14 protein-coding genes are annotated in these 15061 nt (G+C 69.8%); 9 read left to right on the top strand and 5 right to left on the bottom strand.

Features of this window, described 5'->3' with window-relative positions:
- The first annotated feature begins 40 nt into the window (after positions 1-40).
- Complete coding sequence (locus IFT89_RS03035) at positions 41-733, top strand: nucleoside/nucleotide kinase family protein (RefSeq protein ID WP_202938178.1); 693 nt, start codon at positions 41-43, stop codon at positions 731-733.
- 85 nt (positions 734-818) lie between these two features.
- On the top strand, positions 819-2312 hold the full coding sequence (locus tag IFT89_RS03030; RefSeq protein ID WP_202938177.1) for a mannitol dehydrogenase family protein: 1494 nt from the start codon (positions 819-821) through the stop codon (positions 2310-2312).
- An 875-nt stretch (positions 2313-3187) separates the two neighbouring features.
- Here the strand turns inward: IFT89_RS03030 and IFT89_RS03025 are convergent.
- From IFT89_RS03025 to IFT89_RS03015, 3 genes are all read right to left on the bottom strand, one after another.
- Positions 3188-4705 carry an HNH endonuclease signature motif containing protein gene (locus IFT89_RS03025; protein WP_202938176.1) on the bottom strand — a complete coding sequence of 506 codons (1518 nt, stop codon included), beginning with the start codon at positions 4703-4705 and terminating at the stop codon, positions 3188-3190.
- 329 nt (positions 4706-5034) lie between these two features.
- Positions 5035-5655: a CPBP family glutamic-type intramembrane protease gene (locus IFT89_RS03020; protein ID WP_202938175.1), complete on the bottom strand. Its 621-nt coding sequence runs from the start codon at positions 5653-5655 to the stop codon at positions 5035-5037.
- A 225-nt stretch (positions 5656-5880) separates the two neighbouring features.
- Positions 5881-7092: an HAD-IA family hydrolase gene (locus IFT89_RS03015; RefSeq protein WP_202938174.1), complete on the bottom strand. Its 1212-nt coding sequence runs from the start codon at positions 7090-7092 to the stop codon at positions 5881-5883.
- A 355-nt stretch (positions 7093-7447) separates the two neighbouring features.
- Here IFT89_RS03015 and IFT89_RS03010 point away from each other — a divergent pair, with 355 nt between their 5' ends.
- The 6 genes from IFT89_RS03010 (at position 7448) to IFT89_RS02985 (ending at position 13043) form a co-directional block, all read left to right on the top strand.
- Positions 7448-8485: a LacI family DNA-binding transcriptional regulator gene (locus IFT89_RS03010; RefSeq protein ID WP_159879498.1), complete on the top strand. Its 1038-nt coding sequence runs from the start codon at positions 7448-7450 to the stop codon at positions 8483-8485.
- Complete coding sequence (locus IFT89_RS03005) at positions 8482-9576, top strand: class I mannose-6-phosphate isomerase (protein WP_192018464.1); 1095 nt, start codon at positions 8482-8484, stop codon at positions 9574-9576. The genes IFT89_RS03010 and IFT89_RS03005 overlap by 4 nt, the downstream gene beginning before the upstream one ends.
- 130 nt (positions 9577-9706) lie before the next feature.
- Positions 9707-10468 (top strand): ATP-binding cassette domain-containing protein, encoded by a 762-nt coding sequence (locus IFT89_RS03000; RefSeq protein WP_079707372.1) that lies wholly within the window; start codon positions 9707-9709, stop codon positions 10466-10468.
- Complete coding sequence (locus tag IFT89_RS02995) at positions 10465-11550, top strand: ABC transporter permease (protein ID WP_085512287.1); 1086 nt, start codon at positions 10465-10467, stop codon at positions 11548-11550. Before IFT89_RS03000 ends, IFT89_RS02995 begins: the two co-directional genes overlap by 4 nt.
- Positions 11551-11623: 73 nt before the next feature.
- The gene (locus IFT89_RS02990; RefSeq protein ID WP_056013014.1) at positions 11624-12619 is read left to right on the top strand and encodes an ABC transporter substrate-binding protein; all 996 of its coding nucleotides are present in this window, start codon (positions 11624-11626) and stop codon (positions 12617-12619) included.
- A 124-nt stretch (positions 12620-12743) separates the two neighbouring features.
- On the top strand, positions 12744-13043 hold the full coding sequence (locus IFT89_RS02985; protein ID WP_192018465.1) for a hypothetical protein: 300 nt from the start codon (positions 12744-12746) through the stop codon (positions 13041-13043).
- Positions 13044-13081: 38 nt separating this feature from the next.
- Here IFT89_RS02985 and IFT89_RS02980 read toward each other — a convergent pair whose 3' ends face one another.
- Positions 13082-13900 carry a class II fructose-bisphosphate aldolase gene (locus IFT89_RS02980; protein WP_192018466.1) on the bottom strand — a complete coding sequence of 273 codons (819 nt, stop codon included), beginning with the start codon at positions 13898-13900 and terminating at the stop codon, positions 13082-13084.
- A gap of 55 nt (positions 13901-13955) precedes the next feature.
- Positions 13956-14726: a DeoR/GlpR family DNA-binding transcription regulator gene (locus tag IFT89_RS02975; protein WP_192018467.1), complete on the bottom strand. Its 771-nt coding sequence runs from the start codon at positions 14724-14726 to the stop codon at positions 13956-13958.
- 132 nt (positions 14727-14858) lie between these two features.
- On the opposite strand from IFT89_RS02975, the gene IFT89_RS02970 reads away from it, so the two are divergent.
- On the top strand, positions 14859-15061 hold a 203-nt coding region (locus IFT89_RS02970), incomplete at its 3' end, for a hypothetical protein (protein ID WP_202938173.1).

The raw sequence follows: 15061 nt of genomic DNA, 5'->3' as shown, positions 1-15061 counted from the left end.
ATCGCGACCGGTCGGCTCCCAGGAGAGGTCAGGCATCACGATGAGCGGCATCACGATCGGGACCGACCTCGACGGCCTCATCGATCACGCCCGTTCGCTCGCCGCCACCGGGTCCCGCCGGATCCTCGGGATCGTCGGTGCGCCCGGAGCGGGTAAGTCGACCGTGAGCGACGCGATCGCCGCGGCGCTCGGCGACCAGGCCGTCATCGTCGGGATGGACGGCTTCCACCTCGACAACGCCGAGCTCGTCCGCCTCGGGCGACGCGACCGCAAGGGCGCGCCCGACACCTTCGACGTCGACGGCTACGTCGCACTGCTGTCCCGCCTCGCGCGTGCTGGACGCACCGCCGATTCTCCGGGCACACCGATCTACGCACCCCGGTTCGACCGCTCGCTCGAGGCGTCGATCGGCAGTGCCGTCCTCGTCCGCCCCGAGGTGCCGCTCGTGATCACGGAGGGCAACTACCTCCTGTTCGACGACCACGGCTGGCAGGGTGTCGCCGCGCATCTCGACGAGTCCTGGTACGTCGACGTGGACGACGAGGTGCGCCGCGACCGACTCATCGCCCGACGCCTCGGTCACGGCCACCCGCTCGACGAGGCCGAAGCCTGGGTGCTCGGCGTCGACGAGCCGAATGCCCGCCTGGTCGACGCCACCAAGCAACGTGCCACCCGCATCGTCACGCTCGACGCGTCGACGCCGGTGGAGACCGAATCCACCCACGGCGCCTGATCCACCCTGCAGCCGCAGCACGCTCGACCCGCACCACCCTCGACCTGCACCGCCCGGAACCCGCTCACCGACGAGAAGGCACCACATGACCCAGCTCTCCGACGCCACCCTCACCGCTCTCGACGAGCAGGTGGCCGTCCCCGCCTATGACCGCTCGGCCATCCGACCCGGCATCGTCCACTTCGGGGTCGGCGCCTTCCATCGTGCGCACGGGGCGATGTTCGTCGACCGCGTGCTCGGGCTCCCCGGCGACGAGCACGCGTCCTGGGGGCTCGTCGGCGTCGGCACACTGCCCGGTGACGCCGCCATGCGGGACGCGCTCGGCGCTCAGGACCGGCTCTACACGCTCGTGACGACGAGTCCGGACGGCGAGATCGAGGCGCGCGTCGTCGGGTCGATCGTCGAGTACCTGTTCGCTCCCGACGACCCGGGAGCGGTCCTCGCACGCGTGAGCGATCCGTCGACGCGGATCGTGTCGCTCACGATCACCGAGGGCGGCTACGGGGTGAACGATGCGACCGGGGCGTTCGAGCCGAGCGACGGTGCGACGCTCGCGGACCTCGACGGGCTGCCAGCGCGGGCGCTGCCGCAGAGCCCGCTCGGGTTCATCACGGCGGCCCTCCGTGCCCGGCGCGACGCCGGTGCGGTTCCGTTCACGGTCATGTCGTGCGACAACATCCAGGGCAACGGGCACGTCGCCCGGACCGCGATCCTCGCCTTCGCCGAGCGCATCGACCCGGCGCTCGCCGCCTGGATCGGTGCCGAGGTGCGGTTCCCGAACTCGATGGTGGACCGCATCACGCCGGCGACGACGGACGAGCAGCGCGCGTTCGTCTCCGAGCGGTTCGGGATCGACGACCGCTGGCCGGTGCTCTCGGAGTCGTTCGAGCAGTGGGTGCTCGAGGACGACTTCTCGGACGGCCGTCCGCCGTACGAGCAGGTGGGCGTGCAGCTCGTGGAGGACGTCGAGCCGTATGAGCTGATGAAGCTCCGGTTGTTGAACGCCTCCCACCAGGCGATGAGCTACCTGGGGCTGCTGGCGGGGGAGACCTACGTGCACGACGTTTGCCGTGACGAGCTGTTCTCGCGGTTCCTCCTCGGGTACATGCACGAGGAGGCGAGGCCGACGCTCGCGCCGGTCCCGGGGATCGACATCGACGCGTACTGTGCGGAGCTGATGCGCCGGTTCGGCAGTGAGGCGATCAAGGACACGTTGGCGCGGCAGATCGTCGACGGTTCGGAGCGCATCCCCAAGTTCCTGCTCCCGGTCGTCCGTGAGCAGTTGCGGACCGGCGGCGGGATCGCGCGTTCGGCGCTCGTCCTCGCGGCGTGGAGTCGGTTCATCGAGGGTGTCGGTGACGATGGGCGGGAGCTTGCGCCGGTCGACCGGCGGTTGGCCGAGTTGCAGGCGGCCGTCGCGCAGGAGGCGGAGCGCCCCGGCGCGTTCCTCGACCTGGAGGTCGTGTTCGGCGACCTCGGATCGGACGCGCGACTGCGCGAGGCGTTCATCGCGGCCCGGGCGCGGCTGGCGGCCGTCGGTGCGCGGGTGGCGGTGGAAGAGGTCGTCGCCGCGGGGTGACCCTGCGGCGGTCGGACGGTGCCTCGTGTGCCCTTCGACAGGCTCAGGGACCGGGGTGGCCGGGTTGTCGAGGTCGGCGTCGGTCGCTGAGGTTGGCTATGCGCGATGGTGTCCCGTCTCGGTCCCTGAGCTTGTCGAAGGGTAGGTATGACGGTTGTTCGTGGGTCCGTCGACAGGCTCAGGGGCCGGGGTGGCCGGGTTGTCGAGGACGGCGTCGGTCGCTGAGCGTGTCCGAGGCATGGTGGTTCCCGTCTCGGTCCCTGAGCTTGTCGAAGGGCAGGTGGTCGCTCGCGTGCCCTTCGACAGGCTCAGGGACCGGGGTGGCTGGGTTGTCGAGTAGGGCGTCGGTCGCTGAGCGTGTACGAGGCAGGGTGGTTTCCGTCTCGGTCCCTGAGCTTGTCGAAGGGCAGGTGGTCGCTCGTGTGCCCTTCGACAGGCTCAGGGACCGGGGTGGCTGGGTTGTCGAGTAGGGCGTCGGTCGCTGAGCGTGTACGAGGCAGGGTGGTTCCGGTTTCGGTCCCTGAGCTTGTCGAAGGGCAGGTATGACGGTTCGTCGTGGGCCCTTCGACAGGCTCAGGGGCCGGGGTGGCCGGGTTGTCGAGTAGGGCGTCGGTCGCTGAGCGTGTACGAGGCATGGTGGTTCCTGTCTCGGTCCCTGAGCTTGTCGAAGGGCAGGTTCAACGGTTGTTCGTGGGCCCTTCGACAGGCTCAGGGACCGGGGTGGCTGGGTTGTCGAGGACGGCGTCGGTCGCTGAGTGTGTCCGAGGCAGGGCGGTTCCCGTCTCGGTCCCTGAGCTTGTCGAAGGGTGGTTCTCGTGTCGGTCGCTGAGCTTGTCGGAGGGCAGGCGGGTGTGCAGGCGGACGGGTGCCTTGGTTCAGGCGGCGAGGTGGAGGCGTCCGCCTCGGATGGGTGTTTGGTGGCGGTCGATGTGGCTGGGTGGGATGAACCAGGGGATGCCGTTTTGGATGGTGATGGTCCAGTGGTCGTCGTGGATGCGGTGGTGGTGGAAGGGGCAGAGGAGTATGCCGTTGTCGAGGTTGGTGGGTCCGCCTTGGGACCACCATCGGATGTGGTGGGCTTCGGTGAAGGAGGGTGGGTGGGTGCAGCCGGTCCAGGCGCAGCCGCCGTCGCGTTCGGCGAGGGCGAGTTTTTGTCCGCGGGTGAACAGTCGGGTGCTGGTGCCGAGGTCGAGGACCTGGGAGGGGCCGCTCAACACCATGGGGATGAGGTTGGCGTCGGCGGCGAGGCGGCGGAGGGCGCCGGGGCCGATGGGTTCGTCGATGCCGTCGATGGTGGCAGCACCGAGGCCGGTTTCGAGGGTGTCGTGGTCGGTGCGGATGATGACGGTGACGGGGGTGAGTTCGGTGGCGGCGCGACCGCAGCCGGCCAGGTGTCGGAAGGTCTCGGTGAGGGCGATGGCGCGTCGCCGGTCGGTGGGGATGAGCGTGGGTCCGTCGGGCATGGGGTGACCGGATCCGTCGGGTTGGTGGGCGGGGTCGGCCGTGTCGGGGTGGGTGAAGTGGGGTTTGTGGTGGGTGGCGCCGATGAGGGCGTCGAGGCCGGCGCGGATGAAGGCGGCGCTTTCTGGGGCGAGTTCGGCGCGGAGGAGGGTCATGCCGGTGGGGAGTTCGTGGATGGTGCAGCGTTCCGCTCGGCGGAGGAGTTCGTCGCGGGGTTCGCGGCCGTCTTGGTCGAGGCGGGTGCGGACGAGTTTCGCGATGCGGGTGACGTCCTGCAGTGGCGCGTGGGCGGCGTGCTCGACCGCGATCACCGACGCCGCCTCGAGCTCGCCTCTGCTGCAGATGCGGCCGGCGTTGCGGAGCTCGCGGACGATGACCGCGGCACCGTCGACGCTGAGGGGTGAGCGTGGGCTGCCGAGGGCAGTGGACGCGTCACCATCCGTGGTGGCCGACGAGGATGACCCGCTGGGTCCGTCGGCCTGGGCGGTTGTGGCGTCGGAACCGGGTGCCGGTTCGAGGGCGGCAGCGACCGCCGGGAACGGGCATTCCTCCAACTCGCCGAGCAGCCCGCGCGGCTGGGTGATCGCGGCACCGACCTCGGCGATCGCCGCGCCGCGGGCGCGCGCAACCCGCCACCGCTCGGACACCATGACACCCGGGTTCGCGTAACCAGCGGCGCGCACGAGCGTGCCGTCGCGGCGGGAAGGCGACGGGCGCAACGCGATCGCGCCGACGACGCGGGCGGCGAGGACCTCGACCGCATGCTGCACGGCACCGAGTTCGTCCAGGACCCGGAGGACCGCCTCGTCGTTCATGTTCTCGAGCTGCTCCGCGACACCCGAGCCCGGACGGATCGCATCGAGCGCGCCCTGCCAGACCGCATCGAACCCGGCCGCGGCGGCGGCGAGCGGGTTCGGTGCGGTGCTGGTCATGGATCCATCCAAACACGGACCACTGACATTCGAACGCGCACCGAATTAGCCCTTGATCTGGGTATTTATTCGACAGTTGATGCTTTGCTCGGGTGCCCTTCGACAAGCTCAGGGACCGGCCGTGACGCGGTCGCCGAGCCGGTCGAGGTGCGGTGAGGGGAGGTTGCTCGTGGGCCCCTCGACAGGCTCAGGGAACGAGTCTCCGCAGTCGTCGAGGTGCATTGCGGAAGGGATCAGTGGGAGCGTCCGCAGGATCAGCGGTTCAGTGCCCGATCGTCAAGTCGGTCGAGGTGCTCGCCGATGGTCGCGTTCGGGCGTGCGGCCTGACCTCACGCGAAGACGAAGTAGAACGACAGGTGCAGCGTCAGGATGAGGTGCATCGTCGTGAACCGGTGACGGAGCCACGCGAGCAGGAGGCCGAGCGCGAGCATGCTCAGTGCGGGGAGCGGGCTCGGCACGAGCCCGAACTTGTCGGGGAGCAGGATGACGTGTCCGAGGGCGAACAGGACGGCGACGGCGGGGATGACCGCGCGCGACGGCAAGCGCGCGGCGAGATGGCGTTGCAGGAGTCCGAAGGTCAGGTAGTCCTGCCAGAACACCGAGACGGTCATCCAGAAGATGTAGAGCAGCACGGGGAACTCGAGCTCGTAGTGCAACGGCAACGCGAGTGCGAGCACGACCGGGATGACGTACAGGAACCGCTGCCGGGACGGTGCGAAGAGTTCACGGGTGTGGGTGCGCTGCAGGATGGCGATGGCGATCACCAGGAGGCCGGCGATCAGGGACTCGAGGAACACCACGACGGTGTCCTCCTGCACCAGGAGACGCACGGGGCCTCGGCCGGTGATGCCCGGGGTCAGGCACCACAGGGCGAACCACGCCGCGGCTATTGCGAGTGCGGAGAACAAGCGGAGGGATTGGCGCGAGGGGGCGTTTCCGACGGTCGACATGGCAGTCGATATGTTAGCAGTGTTATTTCAGATGCAAGGCAAGGGGGATCGCAACCGCCCGAGGCGGCGGCGGAGAACGAGCCGTCGTCGTGGGGTAGTCGTCACGATCGAGGAGGGGTTCGGAGGCCCTTCGACAGGCTCAGGGAGCGAAGGTGCACGGTTGTCGACGTGCGGTGGGGAGGGTACTCGGAGGCCCGTCGACAGGCCCCTGCATCGGGCTGCCGCTCAGCCGAGCGAAGCCGGGACGAGTCGGAACCCGCCCTCGGCGACCGGCTCGAGCCGCAGTTGGAAGAGGCCGTCGATCACGAGGTCCGCATCGAGTTCGTGCGCCTCGTGCGTACCCGCGATGCCGACCGTCCAGCAGCCGGCGGCGCGCGCTGCGGCGAGCCCGGCCGGTGCGTCCTCGAACACGACGCACGACTGCGACTCCAAGCCCAGCCGGGTGCGGCCGAGCAGGAACGGTTCGGGGTCCGGCTTGCCCTTCGTGACGTCGTCGAAGGTCACGACGACCTCCGGCCGCACGAGGCCGGCGGCCGCGATCCGGTTGCCGGCGATGAGCCTCGTGCCACTCGTGACGATCGCCTTCGCGTCGTCGCCGAGCGCTGCCAGAGCCTCCGCCGCCCCCGGGAGCGCGATGACGTCGGCGACCTCGTCGGCCTCGATCTCGATGATCCGTGCGAGCGCTCCGGCGACCTGCTCGGGCGGGAAGATCGCGGCGAGCACCTGGGCGGCGGGCTGGCCGTGTCCCGCGGCGAGCAGGTCGCCCTCGAGGCCGTACTCGCGGGCGAGCTGCGCCCACGACCGGTTCACCGCCGGCGTCGAGTCGATGAGGGTCCCGTCGAGGTCGAAGAGCCCGGCGGCGAAGACCTGGTCGAAGATCGGCGCGGAGGCCTCGATGGTCCGTCCGAGCCCGAGCGCGCGTTGGACGGCGGCGAGCTGCTGCGAGGTGGACAACGCCGCTTCGATCGACAGGTGCTCGATGGCGGGTGGGGTGTCGGTGGACGGGTCCACGATGTGCGTGTCCCGCTCGGCACCGCGTTCGGCCCGGCGGGCTGCGAGCGTGGCGGCATCGGCGTGCAGCCAGACGACCTTCGGGACGAGCCCGGCGGCCTCGACGAGCGCGTCCCATTCGGCGCCGCCGCGGAGCTCTGCGGTGAAGGGTGCGACGAGCACCGCGCCGACACCGCTGTCGCGTTGGTCGGCGAGGACCGCTCGCAGGGCCGCGTACCGTGCCGGGCGCATGGTCGGGCGCAGCTTCGCGTCGTTCCAGTGGAGCGGTTCGGCGCCGTCGGGATCGGTCACCGCACCGAGACCGTCGAGCAACGGATTGGTGATGGTGTCGAGGTCGAGGAGCGGGAGTCGGAGGGCCCTGGCGAGCTCACGTCCGAGGGTGGTCTTGCCGCTTCCGGCTGCTCCTGCGACGACGACGACGATCACGCTGACTCCTCGATGATTCCGGGGTGGTGACCCGCATCCGAGGGTCTGAACGCCTCTTCGATGCGAGTTCCAAATGAATTTGATCTCTTTCAGACAACGTTGCTTGACAACGTTGTCGGTCTGCGGTCAGTATAGGCGCACGAAGGAACGACGGGGTTCTGCAGCTGCACCACCCCGACCGATGACAACGCTGTCAGGAGGTGGAGCCCATGGGCACCTGCAACCCCGCGATCACCGCGACCAGTCCGATCCGGACACGTGCGCACGTCCCGTCGCTCCGGACCGGCTGCGACGTCCGACCCGTTCCGCTTCCCGTCATGGGGACCCGCTGATGCGGCCGCCCGGGATCAAGGATGTGGCTGCGCAGTCCGGCGTCAGCATCAAGACCGTCTCGCGGGTGGTGAACGGCGAACCGTCCGTGCACCCCGAGACCCGAAGCCGCGTGCTCGAGGCGATCGATCGCCTCGGGTACGTGCCCAACACGGCCGCCCGCTCCCTGAAGTCCGGCACCGGCGGCGCGATCGGCGTTCTCATCGACTCGCTCGCCGACCCGTTCTTCGCCTCGCTCGTGAGCGCCATCGAAGCCCGCGCGCTCAAGGAGGGCCTCAGCGTCCTCGTCGCGAGCACCGGGCTCGACGAGGGGCGCGAGCGCGACCAGTTGACCGGGTTCATCGCCGGCCACCAGGTCGCCGGCGTCATCATCGCCCCTGTCGCTGCGGAGCTGCCCTACCTGGAGGCGTTCCGGAACGTGACGCCCGTCGTCGCCGTCGACCGTCCGCTCGCCGCCTTCGACAGCGTCGTGGTCGACGATTACGCCGCCACCCAGCTCGCGATCCGCCAGTTCGTCGAGCTCGGCCACACCCGCATCGCCTTCTACGACCGGGACGAACGCTTCCTCACCATCCGTCGGCGCTACCAGGGCTACACCGACGTCCTCGCCGAGGCCGGCATCGACCTCGACCCGTCGCTCGTCTCCTGGACCATCGACGGCTCGCTCGACTACGCCGCCGAGACGGAGCGCCTGCTCGGACTCGAGGACCCGCCCACCGCGTTCTTCGCGTCGAACGCGAAGGCGGCGATCGGCCTGACGACCTCCCTGCACCGCATCGGGCGGGAGGGGACGGCGCACATCGCGTTCGGCGACTTCACCCTCGCCGACGTCCTGCGACCGGCCGTCAGCTGCATCAACCAGGATCCGTTCGTCATCGGGACCGCCGCCATCGAACGACTCCTCGAACTGCGCGAATCACCGGCCGACGAGCCGCGCGAGTGGGTCGTCCCGACCTCCCTGGTGTCGCGTGGTTCCGGAGAGATCCCCGGCCCGGCACAGCGTCACACCGTGGACGCGCGCACCGCGTCCACCACGAGCATGGTCGGAGGACCAGCAGCATGAGCACGACCCAGCCCACGAGGCTCGCCCAGCCGACGCGACTCGCGCCGAACCTCATCGAGCACTTCTACCGCGGCGGTGACCGCATCGCCGGCTTGCGCGGCATCGAGCAGCAGAGCGAGTTCCAGCCGGAGGAGTGGCTCGGGGCGACCGTGAGCCGCGCCGACCAGGAGCCCGGCGGTGCCATCGGCCTCGCCCGCACCGTCGACGGCGTCCTCCTCCGCGACCTCGTCGCGGCCGACCCGGAGCAGTGGACCGGGGCGGGACAGGATCACGGCACCGACGCCGCCGACACCGGCATCCTCGTCAAGCTGCTCGACGCCCGTCAGCGACTCCCCGTCCACGTCCACCCGGATCGAGCGTTCGCCGCCTCCCACCTCGACTGCGCCTACGGCAAGACGGAAGCCTGGTTCATCCTCGACGCCGAGCCCGGTTCGGCCGTCCACCTCGGATGGAGCGAGGACGTCGACCCCGACGAACTCGACCGTCGTCGCGACGCCCAGGACAGCGAGTGGATGCTGTCGCACATGAACCGGATCGTCGTCGAGCGCGGCATGGGCATCCTCGTCCCGGCCGGCACGGCCCACGCGATCGACGGCGGCATCTTCCTCGCGGAGGTGCAGGAACCGACCGACCTCTCCATCCTCCTCGAGTGGTCGGTCACGACCTCGACGCGCGACGAGTCCCACCTCGGCCTCGGATTCGAGACCGTGATGGGCGCGGTGTCGACGACGGCACTCCCGCAGTCCGAGATCGAACACCTCGTCGTGCTGCACGACCTCGACGCCCGGACGGACGCGCCGGTGTCGCTGTTGCCCGAGGCCGCCGACCCCTACTTCCAGCTCTTTGCCGTGGCGCCCGGCACCGACGGCAGCGCGCCCGTGGTCGCCGGCTTCTCGGTGGCCCTCGCGCTCACCGGCGCAGGCGCACTGGTCTCTGAGACCGGCGCCGAGGCTGTCGAGTTCTCCGCCGGAGAGGTCTTCGCCGTCCCGGCCGGGTTCGGGCCCTGGACCGTCAGCGGTTCCGGGACCGTGCTCGCCGCCGGCCCCGGTGCGGGCTGGCCGGCGACCCTCGCATCGGGAGGCATCCGATGACGCCACCCCTCGACGCAGGACCCACGATCACGCAGCAGCTCACCACACACCACCGCCCCGAACGGCGGTACGACAGCCACCACACGCCGGACCCGTCCACCGGGGCCGGCTGGAAAGGAACGAGAACGACATGACGACTCCCGTCTTGGAGGCCAGAGGCCTCACCCGGCAGTTCGGGCACGTCCGCGCCCTCGACGAAGCGGACTTCGAGGTCTACCCCGGCGAGGTCACCGCCCTCATCGGCGACAACGGGGCGGGCAAGTCCACCCTGGTCAAGGCACTCTCCGGCAACCTCGCGGTCGACAGCGGCGTGATCAAGTTCGAAGGCGAACCGATCACCCTCACCTCGCCCATGCAGTCGAGCGCGCTCGGCATCGAGACGGTCTACCAGGACCTCGCACTCGCGCCCCACCTCGATCCCGTGCAGAACGTCTACCTCGGCCGCGAGATCATGCGGCCTGGCCTCGGCGGGCTGCTCGGCCTCATGAACGTCAAGGAGATGAGCAAGCAGTCGCGTCACGCCTTCGACGAACTCGGCGCGACCGTCCGCTCGCTCACCGACCCGGTGGGCGCGATGTCCGGTGGGCAGCGCCAGGCGATCGCCATCGCCCGCGCGGTGCACTGGGCCAACAAGGTCGTCTTCCTCGACGAACCGACGGCCGCCCTCGGCGTCCGCCAGACGAAGAACGTGCTCGAGACGATCCGCCGGGTGCGCGACAAGGGCATCGCGGTCGTCTTCATCAGCCACTCGATGCCGCACGTCATGGAGGTGTCCGACCGCGTGCAGGTGCTGCGGCTCGGCCACCGCGCGGCGACGGTCGACACGAAGGACACGAACATGGAAGAACTCGTCGGTCTCATGACCGGTGCCAGCACGAGGAACGTCGCATGAGCGCGGTGAAGCAGGCCGAGATGGGGCCGGAGACGACCGCCATCGAGACGGCCAAGGATCGGGAGACCCCGATCAGGAAGCTCTTCAAGGCCCAGGCCTTCCAGATCTTCATCGTCCTCCTCGTCGTCATCGCGATCTTCTCCGCGATCGCGCCCGACACCTTCGCGCAGCTGTCCAACCTGCGGCTCGTCGTGCAGAACGCCTCGATCCTCGCGGTGCTCGGCGTCGGCATGACCTACGTCATCATCACCTCCGGCATCGACCTCTCGATCGGATCCGTCCTCGTCTTCTCGGGCGTCGTGTCCGCGACGACGATGCGGGCCATGGGCGGCGACGACTGGGGGACCGCGATCGTCGGGATCATCGTCTCGATCGGCGTCGGCATCCTCTGGGGCACGTTCAACGGCATCCTCATCTCCAAGGCGAAGGTGCCGCCGCTGATCGTCACCCTCGGTAGCCTCGGCATGGCGCTCGGCCTCGCCCAGATCCTCACCGGCGGTGTCGACATCCGCGAGGTGCCCTCGGTCCTCACCGACTCGATCGGGTACGGCAACATCTTCGGCGCAGTCCCGATCATCTCGGTCATCGCCCTCGTCGTCGTCATCATCGGTGCGCTCATCCTCCACAAGACGAAGTTCGGCCTGTACACCTACGCGGTCGGATCGAGCGAGGAGGCGGCACGACGCGTCGGCGTGAAGGTCGACCGTCACCTCATCCGCATCTACGCGATCTCGGGTGGCCTCGCGGGTCTCGCCGGCATCCTGTCGCTGTCGCAGTTCGGCACCACCGCGATCGCCGGTCAGTCGCAGACGAACCTGAACGTCATCGCCGCGGTCGTCATCGGTGGCACCTCGCTCTTCGGTGGCTACGGGACGATCTTCGGCACCGTCGTCGGTCTGTTCATCCCCGCCGTCCTCCAGAACGGCTTCGTCATCACCGGCGTGCAGCCGTTCTGGCAGCAGGTCGCGGTCGGCGCCGTCCTCATCCTGGCCGTCTACGTCGACCAGGTCCGCCGTTCCTCCGCAGCCCGCGGTGGATCCACCAGCTTCTGGCGAGCCCTCGTCAGCAGGAAGAAGAAATAACCCCCTACACAGATCAACACCCCCCCCGCACCATCCCAGTAGTCCAGCAGTTCAAGAGAAACGGGTAATCACAATGAAGTGGAAGAAGTCAGTTCTCGGAGTCCTCGCGCTCGGCGCGTCGGCAGGCCTCATGCTCACCGGCTGTTCCGGTGGCGCGAGCTCGGGCGGCAGCAGCGCAGGCGCAGGTTCCGACGGCTACAAGATCGCGTTCATCCAGGGCGTCGCAGGCGACGAGTTCTACATCTCGATGCAGTGCGGTATCGAATCGGCGGCGAAGGACGCCGGCGCGACGGTCACGACCCAGGGTCCGGAGAAGTTCGACCCGACGCTGCAGAAGCCGCTCGTCGACTCGGTCGTCGCCTCGAAGCCGGACGCGATCCTCGTCGCCCCGACCGATGTGAAGGCCATGGAGGCCCCGCTGAAGGCTGCGGCCGACGCGGGCATCAAGGTCGTCCTCGTCGACACCACCGTCGACGACCCGTCGTTCGCGGTCTCGCAGATCTCGAGCGACAACAAGGGCGGCGGCGCTGCGGCGTTCGACGCGATCAAGGAAGCGCACCCCGAGGGCGGCAAGGTCCTCGTGGTCTCGGTCGACCCCGGCATCTCGACCACGGACGCCCGTGCCGAGGGCTTCCAGGAAGCGGTGAAGGGCGATGACAAGTTCACCGACCTCGGCGTGCAGTACAGCCACAACGAGCCGTCCACGGCTGCCGAGATCGTGACCGCGGCGCTCCAGAAGGACCCCGACATCGTGGGCATCTTCGCAGCGAACCTGTTCGCGGCCGAAGGTTCCGCGACCGGTGTCAAGCAGGCCGGTAAGGAGGACTCGGTCACCATCGTCGGGTTCGACGCGGGTCCCGCTCAGGTCAAGCAGCTGAAGGAGGGCACCGTCCAGGCGCTCGTCGCTCAGGAGCCGGCCACCATCGGCAAGGACGGCGTCGCCCAGGCGATCGCCGCTCTGAACGGTGACAAGGTCGAGGCCAAGATCGAGACCGGCTTCACCATCATCACCAAAGACAACGTCGACGGCGACGCGAAGGATGCCGTCTACCAGTCCAAGTGCGGCTAGGCCTGCCGGCCACCCCGCACCACCAGACCGCGACGGCGTCGGAGCTTCGAGCTCCGGCGCCGTCGCGCTGCGTCCGGTCCGCTCCGCCTCGACGCCACCCTCCACGGGATGCGAGAATCGCGACATGACCCAGGTGATCGTCGCGGTGACCGCGGTGCGCCGGCTGTCCGACGCTGCTCCGGGACGGATCGAGGCCGAGGTCGTCGATGCAGCGGGGCGAGCCCACCGCCTGGTCATCACGGTCCCCGAACGCGCGAGCCGCGCGGCCGCCGCGTCGACCGACGTCCCGTTCCGACTCGGGCTCCGGGCCGAGTACGTGCGTATGGAGGGACCGGCCGTGGTGATCCGGTTCGCGGACGGCGTCACCACCACCGAGGGCCTCGGCGAGGTCTGCCTCGACCCGGACATCGTCCACTGGTTGTGAACGACTCGATCGACTGACGGTCGGGTCGGCGACGAGTCCTATGCGACGAGGGTGAGGAGCCGCACGACCTCGGCAGCGACGGCGTCGCGTGCCGGGCCGAGGTACTTCCGCGGGTCGACGAGTGATGGGTCCGCGTCGAGGCGCTCACGGACGGCTCGGGTGAAGACGCCGTTGATGTGGGTCGAGATGTTGATCTTGCGCATGCCCGCGTCCACCGCCCGCACGAGGTCCTCGTCGCTCACGCCGCTCGAACCGTGCAGGACGAGCGGGACGGGGACGGCTGCCGCGAGTTCGCGGATGAGGCCGAAGTCGAGGGTCGCGCTCCGGGAGGTCATCGCGTGCGAGCTGCCGACCGCGACCGCGAGGCCGTCGACGCCGGTGCCCGCGACGAACGCCGCGGCTTCACCGGAGTCGGTCCGGACGCCGGGCGTGTGTGCGCCGCCCTTCCCGCCGATCGCCCCCAGTTCCGCCTCGACCCACACGCCCTGCGCCTGAGCCGCGCGGGCGACCGCTGCGGTGCGCTCGCGGTTCTCCTCGTCGGGGAGGGTCGCCGCATCGAACATGACCGAGGTGAATCCGAGCCGCACCGCCTCCTCGACGAGCGTCTCGTCCTCGGCGTGGTCGAGGTGCACGGCGGTCGCGATGCCGGCCTCGCGGGCGAGCTCCAGGCTCGCGAGCCCGATCGGCGCGAGGCCGCCGTGGTACCTCGCCGCGTTCTCGGACACCTGCAGGATGACGCCCCGGCCCGCGAGCTCCGCGCCGCGGAGGATGGCCTCGCCGTGTTCGAGCTGGATGACGTTGAAGGCGAGCACGGCGCGCTGCGCGTCGAGGAGCGCAGCGGTGGAGACGAGCGTCATGGTGGTTCCTCTCGGGGTGCACGCGGGATGATCGACCCGGTGCCGGTGGGGATGGTCAGGTGGTGGCCAGCAGCAGCTCTGGACCGCTCTCGGCGAGCGCGTCGACGGTGTCCGGGTCGAGCCCGTCGTCGGTCACGATCTGATCGAACTCGTCGAGTCCCGCGGCCCGGTGGAACGAGGTGGTGGCGAACTTCGCGGCGGTGACGGCGAGGATGCGTCGTCTGGAGATACCGAGCATCGCCCGCTTCACCTCGGCCTCCTCCGGCAGCGTCGTCGTGGCGCCCGAGGTGAGCCCCACCCCGTTGGCGCCGAGGACGGCGACGTCGGCGTGGAGCCCCGACAGCCGTTCGACGGTCCACGCGCCGACGGTCGCCTGCGTGACGGCGCGGACCCGCCCGGGCAGGGCGAGCACGGTGAGGCGCGGCCGGCCACCGAGCAGAGCGACGATCGGCAGGCTGTTCGTCACCACGAGGAGTCGGCTGGCGTGGGGGAGGAGTGCGGCGACCTCGAGGGTCATCGCACCGGAGTCGAGCAGGACGACCCCTTCCTCGGGGAGCTGCTCGACGACGAGGCGGGCGACGGCGGCGCGCTCGATGCGCTCGCCCTCGCGGCGTCGTTGGAGGCTGGGCTCGAACGCGGATCGTCGGGCGAGGACCGCGCCACCGTGGTGGCGGCGGATGAGCCCCTGTCGTTCGAGCACCGCGAGGTCGCGCCGGATGGTCTCCGGTGTGACGCCGAGTCGGCTGCTCAGCTCGGCGACCGACAGGGCGCCGTCGCCGTCGCGGGCACCCGCGAGGATCGCGGCGTGACGCTCTGCTGGGTACATGACTGCTCCGTCCGATCCGGCCAGCGTATCCGAATCTGTCCGATATGCCTTCCGATTCCGTGGGATCGGTGCAAAGATCAACATGATCGGGCGCACCCGACGACGATGATGACGACGAACGGAAGGCCGCCGATGGCTGAGCACGGGCCGCACAGCGCACCCCACGAGTCGGGGTCGCGGTTCCTGCTCGGGATCGACGTCGGGCAGACCGCCGTCAAGGCCGTCCTGCACGACGAGCGGTTGCTGCCGGTCGCGGTCGCTCGGCGCGCGAGCCCCGTCGACCGCCCGGTCGCCCGGCATGCCGAGCGGCCGCAGGACGCCCTATGGGCCGCGGT

It is taken from the genome of Plantibacter sp. CFBP 13570 (assembly GCF_014841395.1).
In the GTDB taxonomy this organism is placed as follows: domain Bacteria; phylum Actinomycetota; class Actinomycetes; order Actinomycetales; family Microbacteriaceae; genus Plantibacter; species Plantibacter auratus.
The sequence above is the reverse complement of the archived record's forward strand: the minus strand, read 5'-3'. Positions and strand labels throughout refer to the sequence as shown.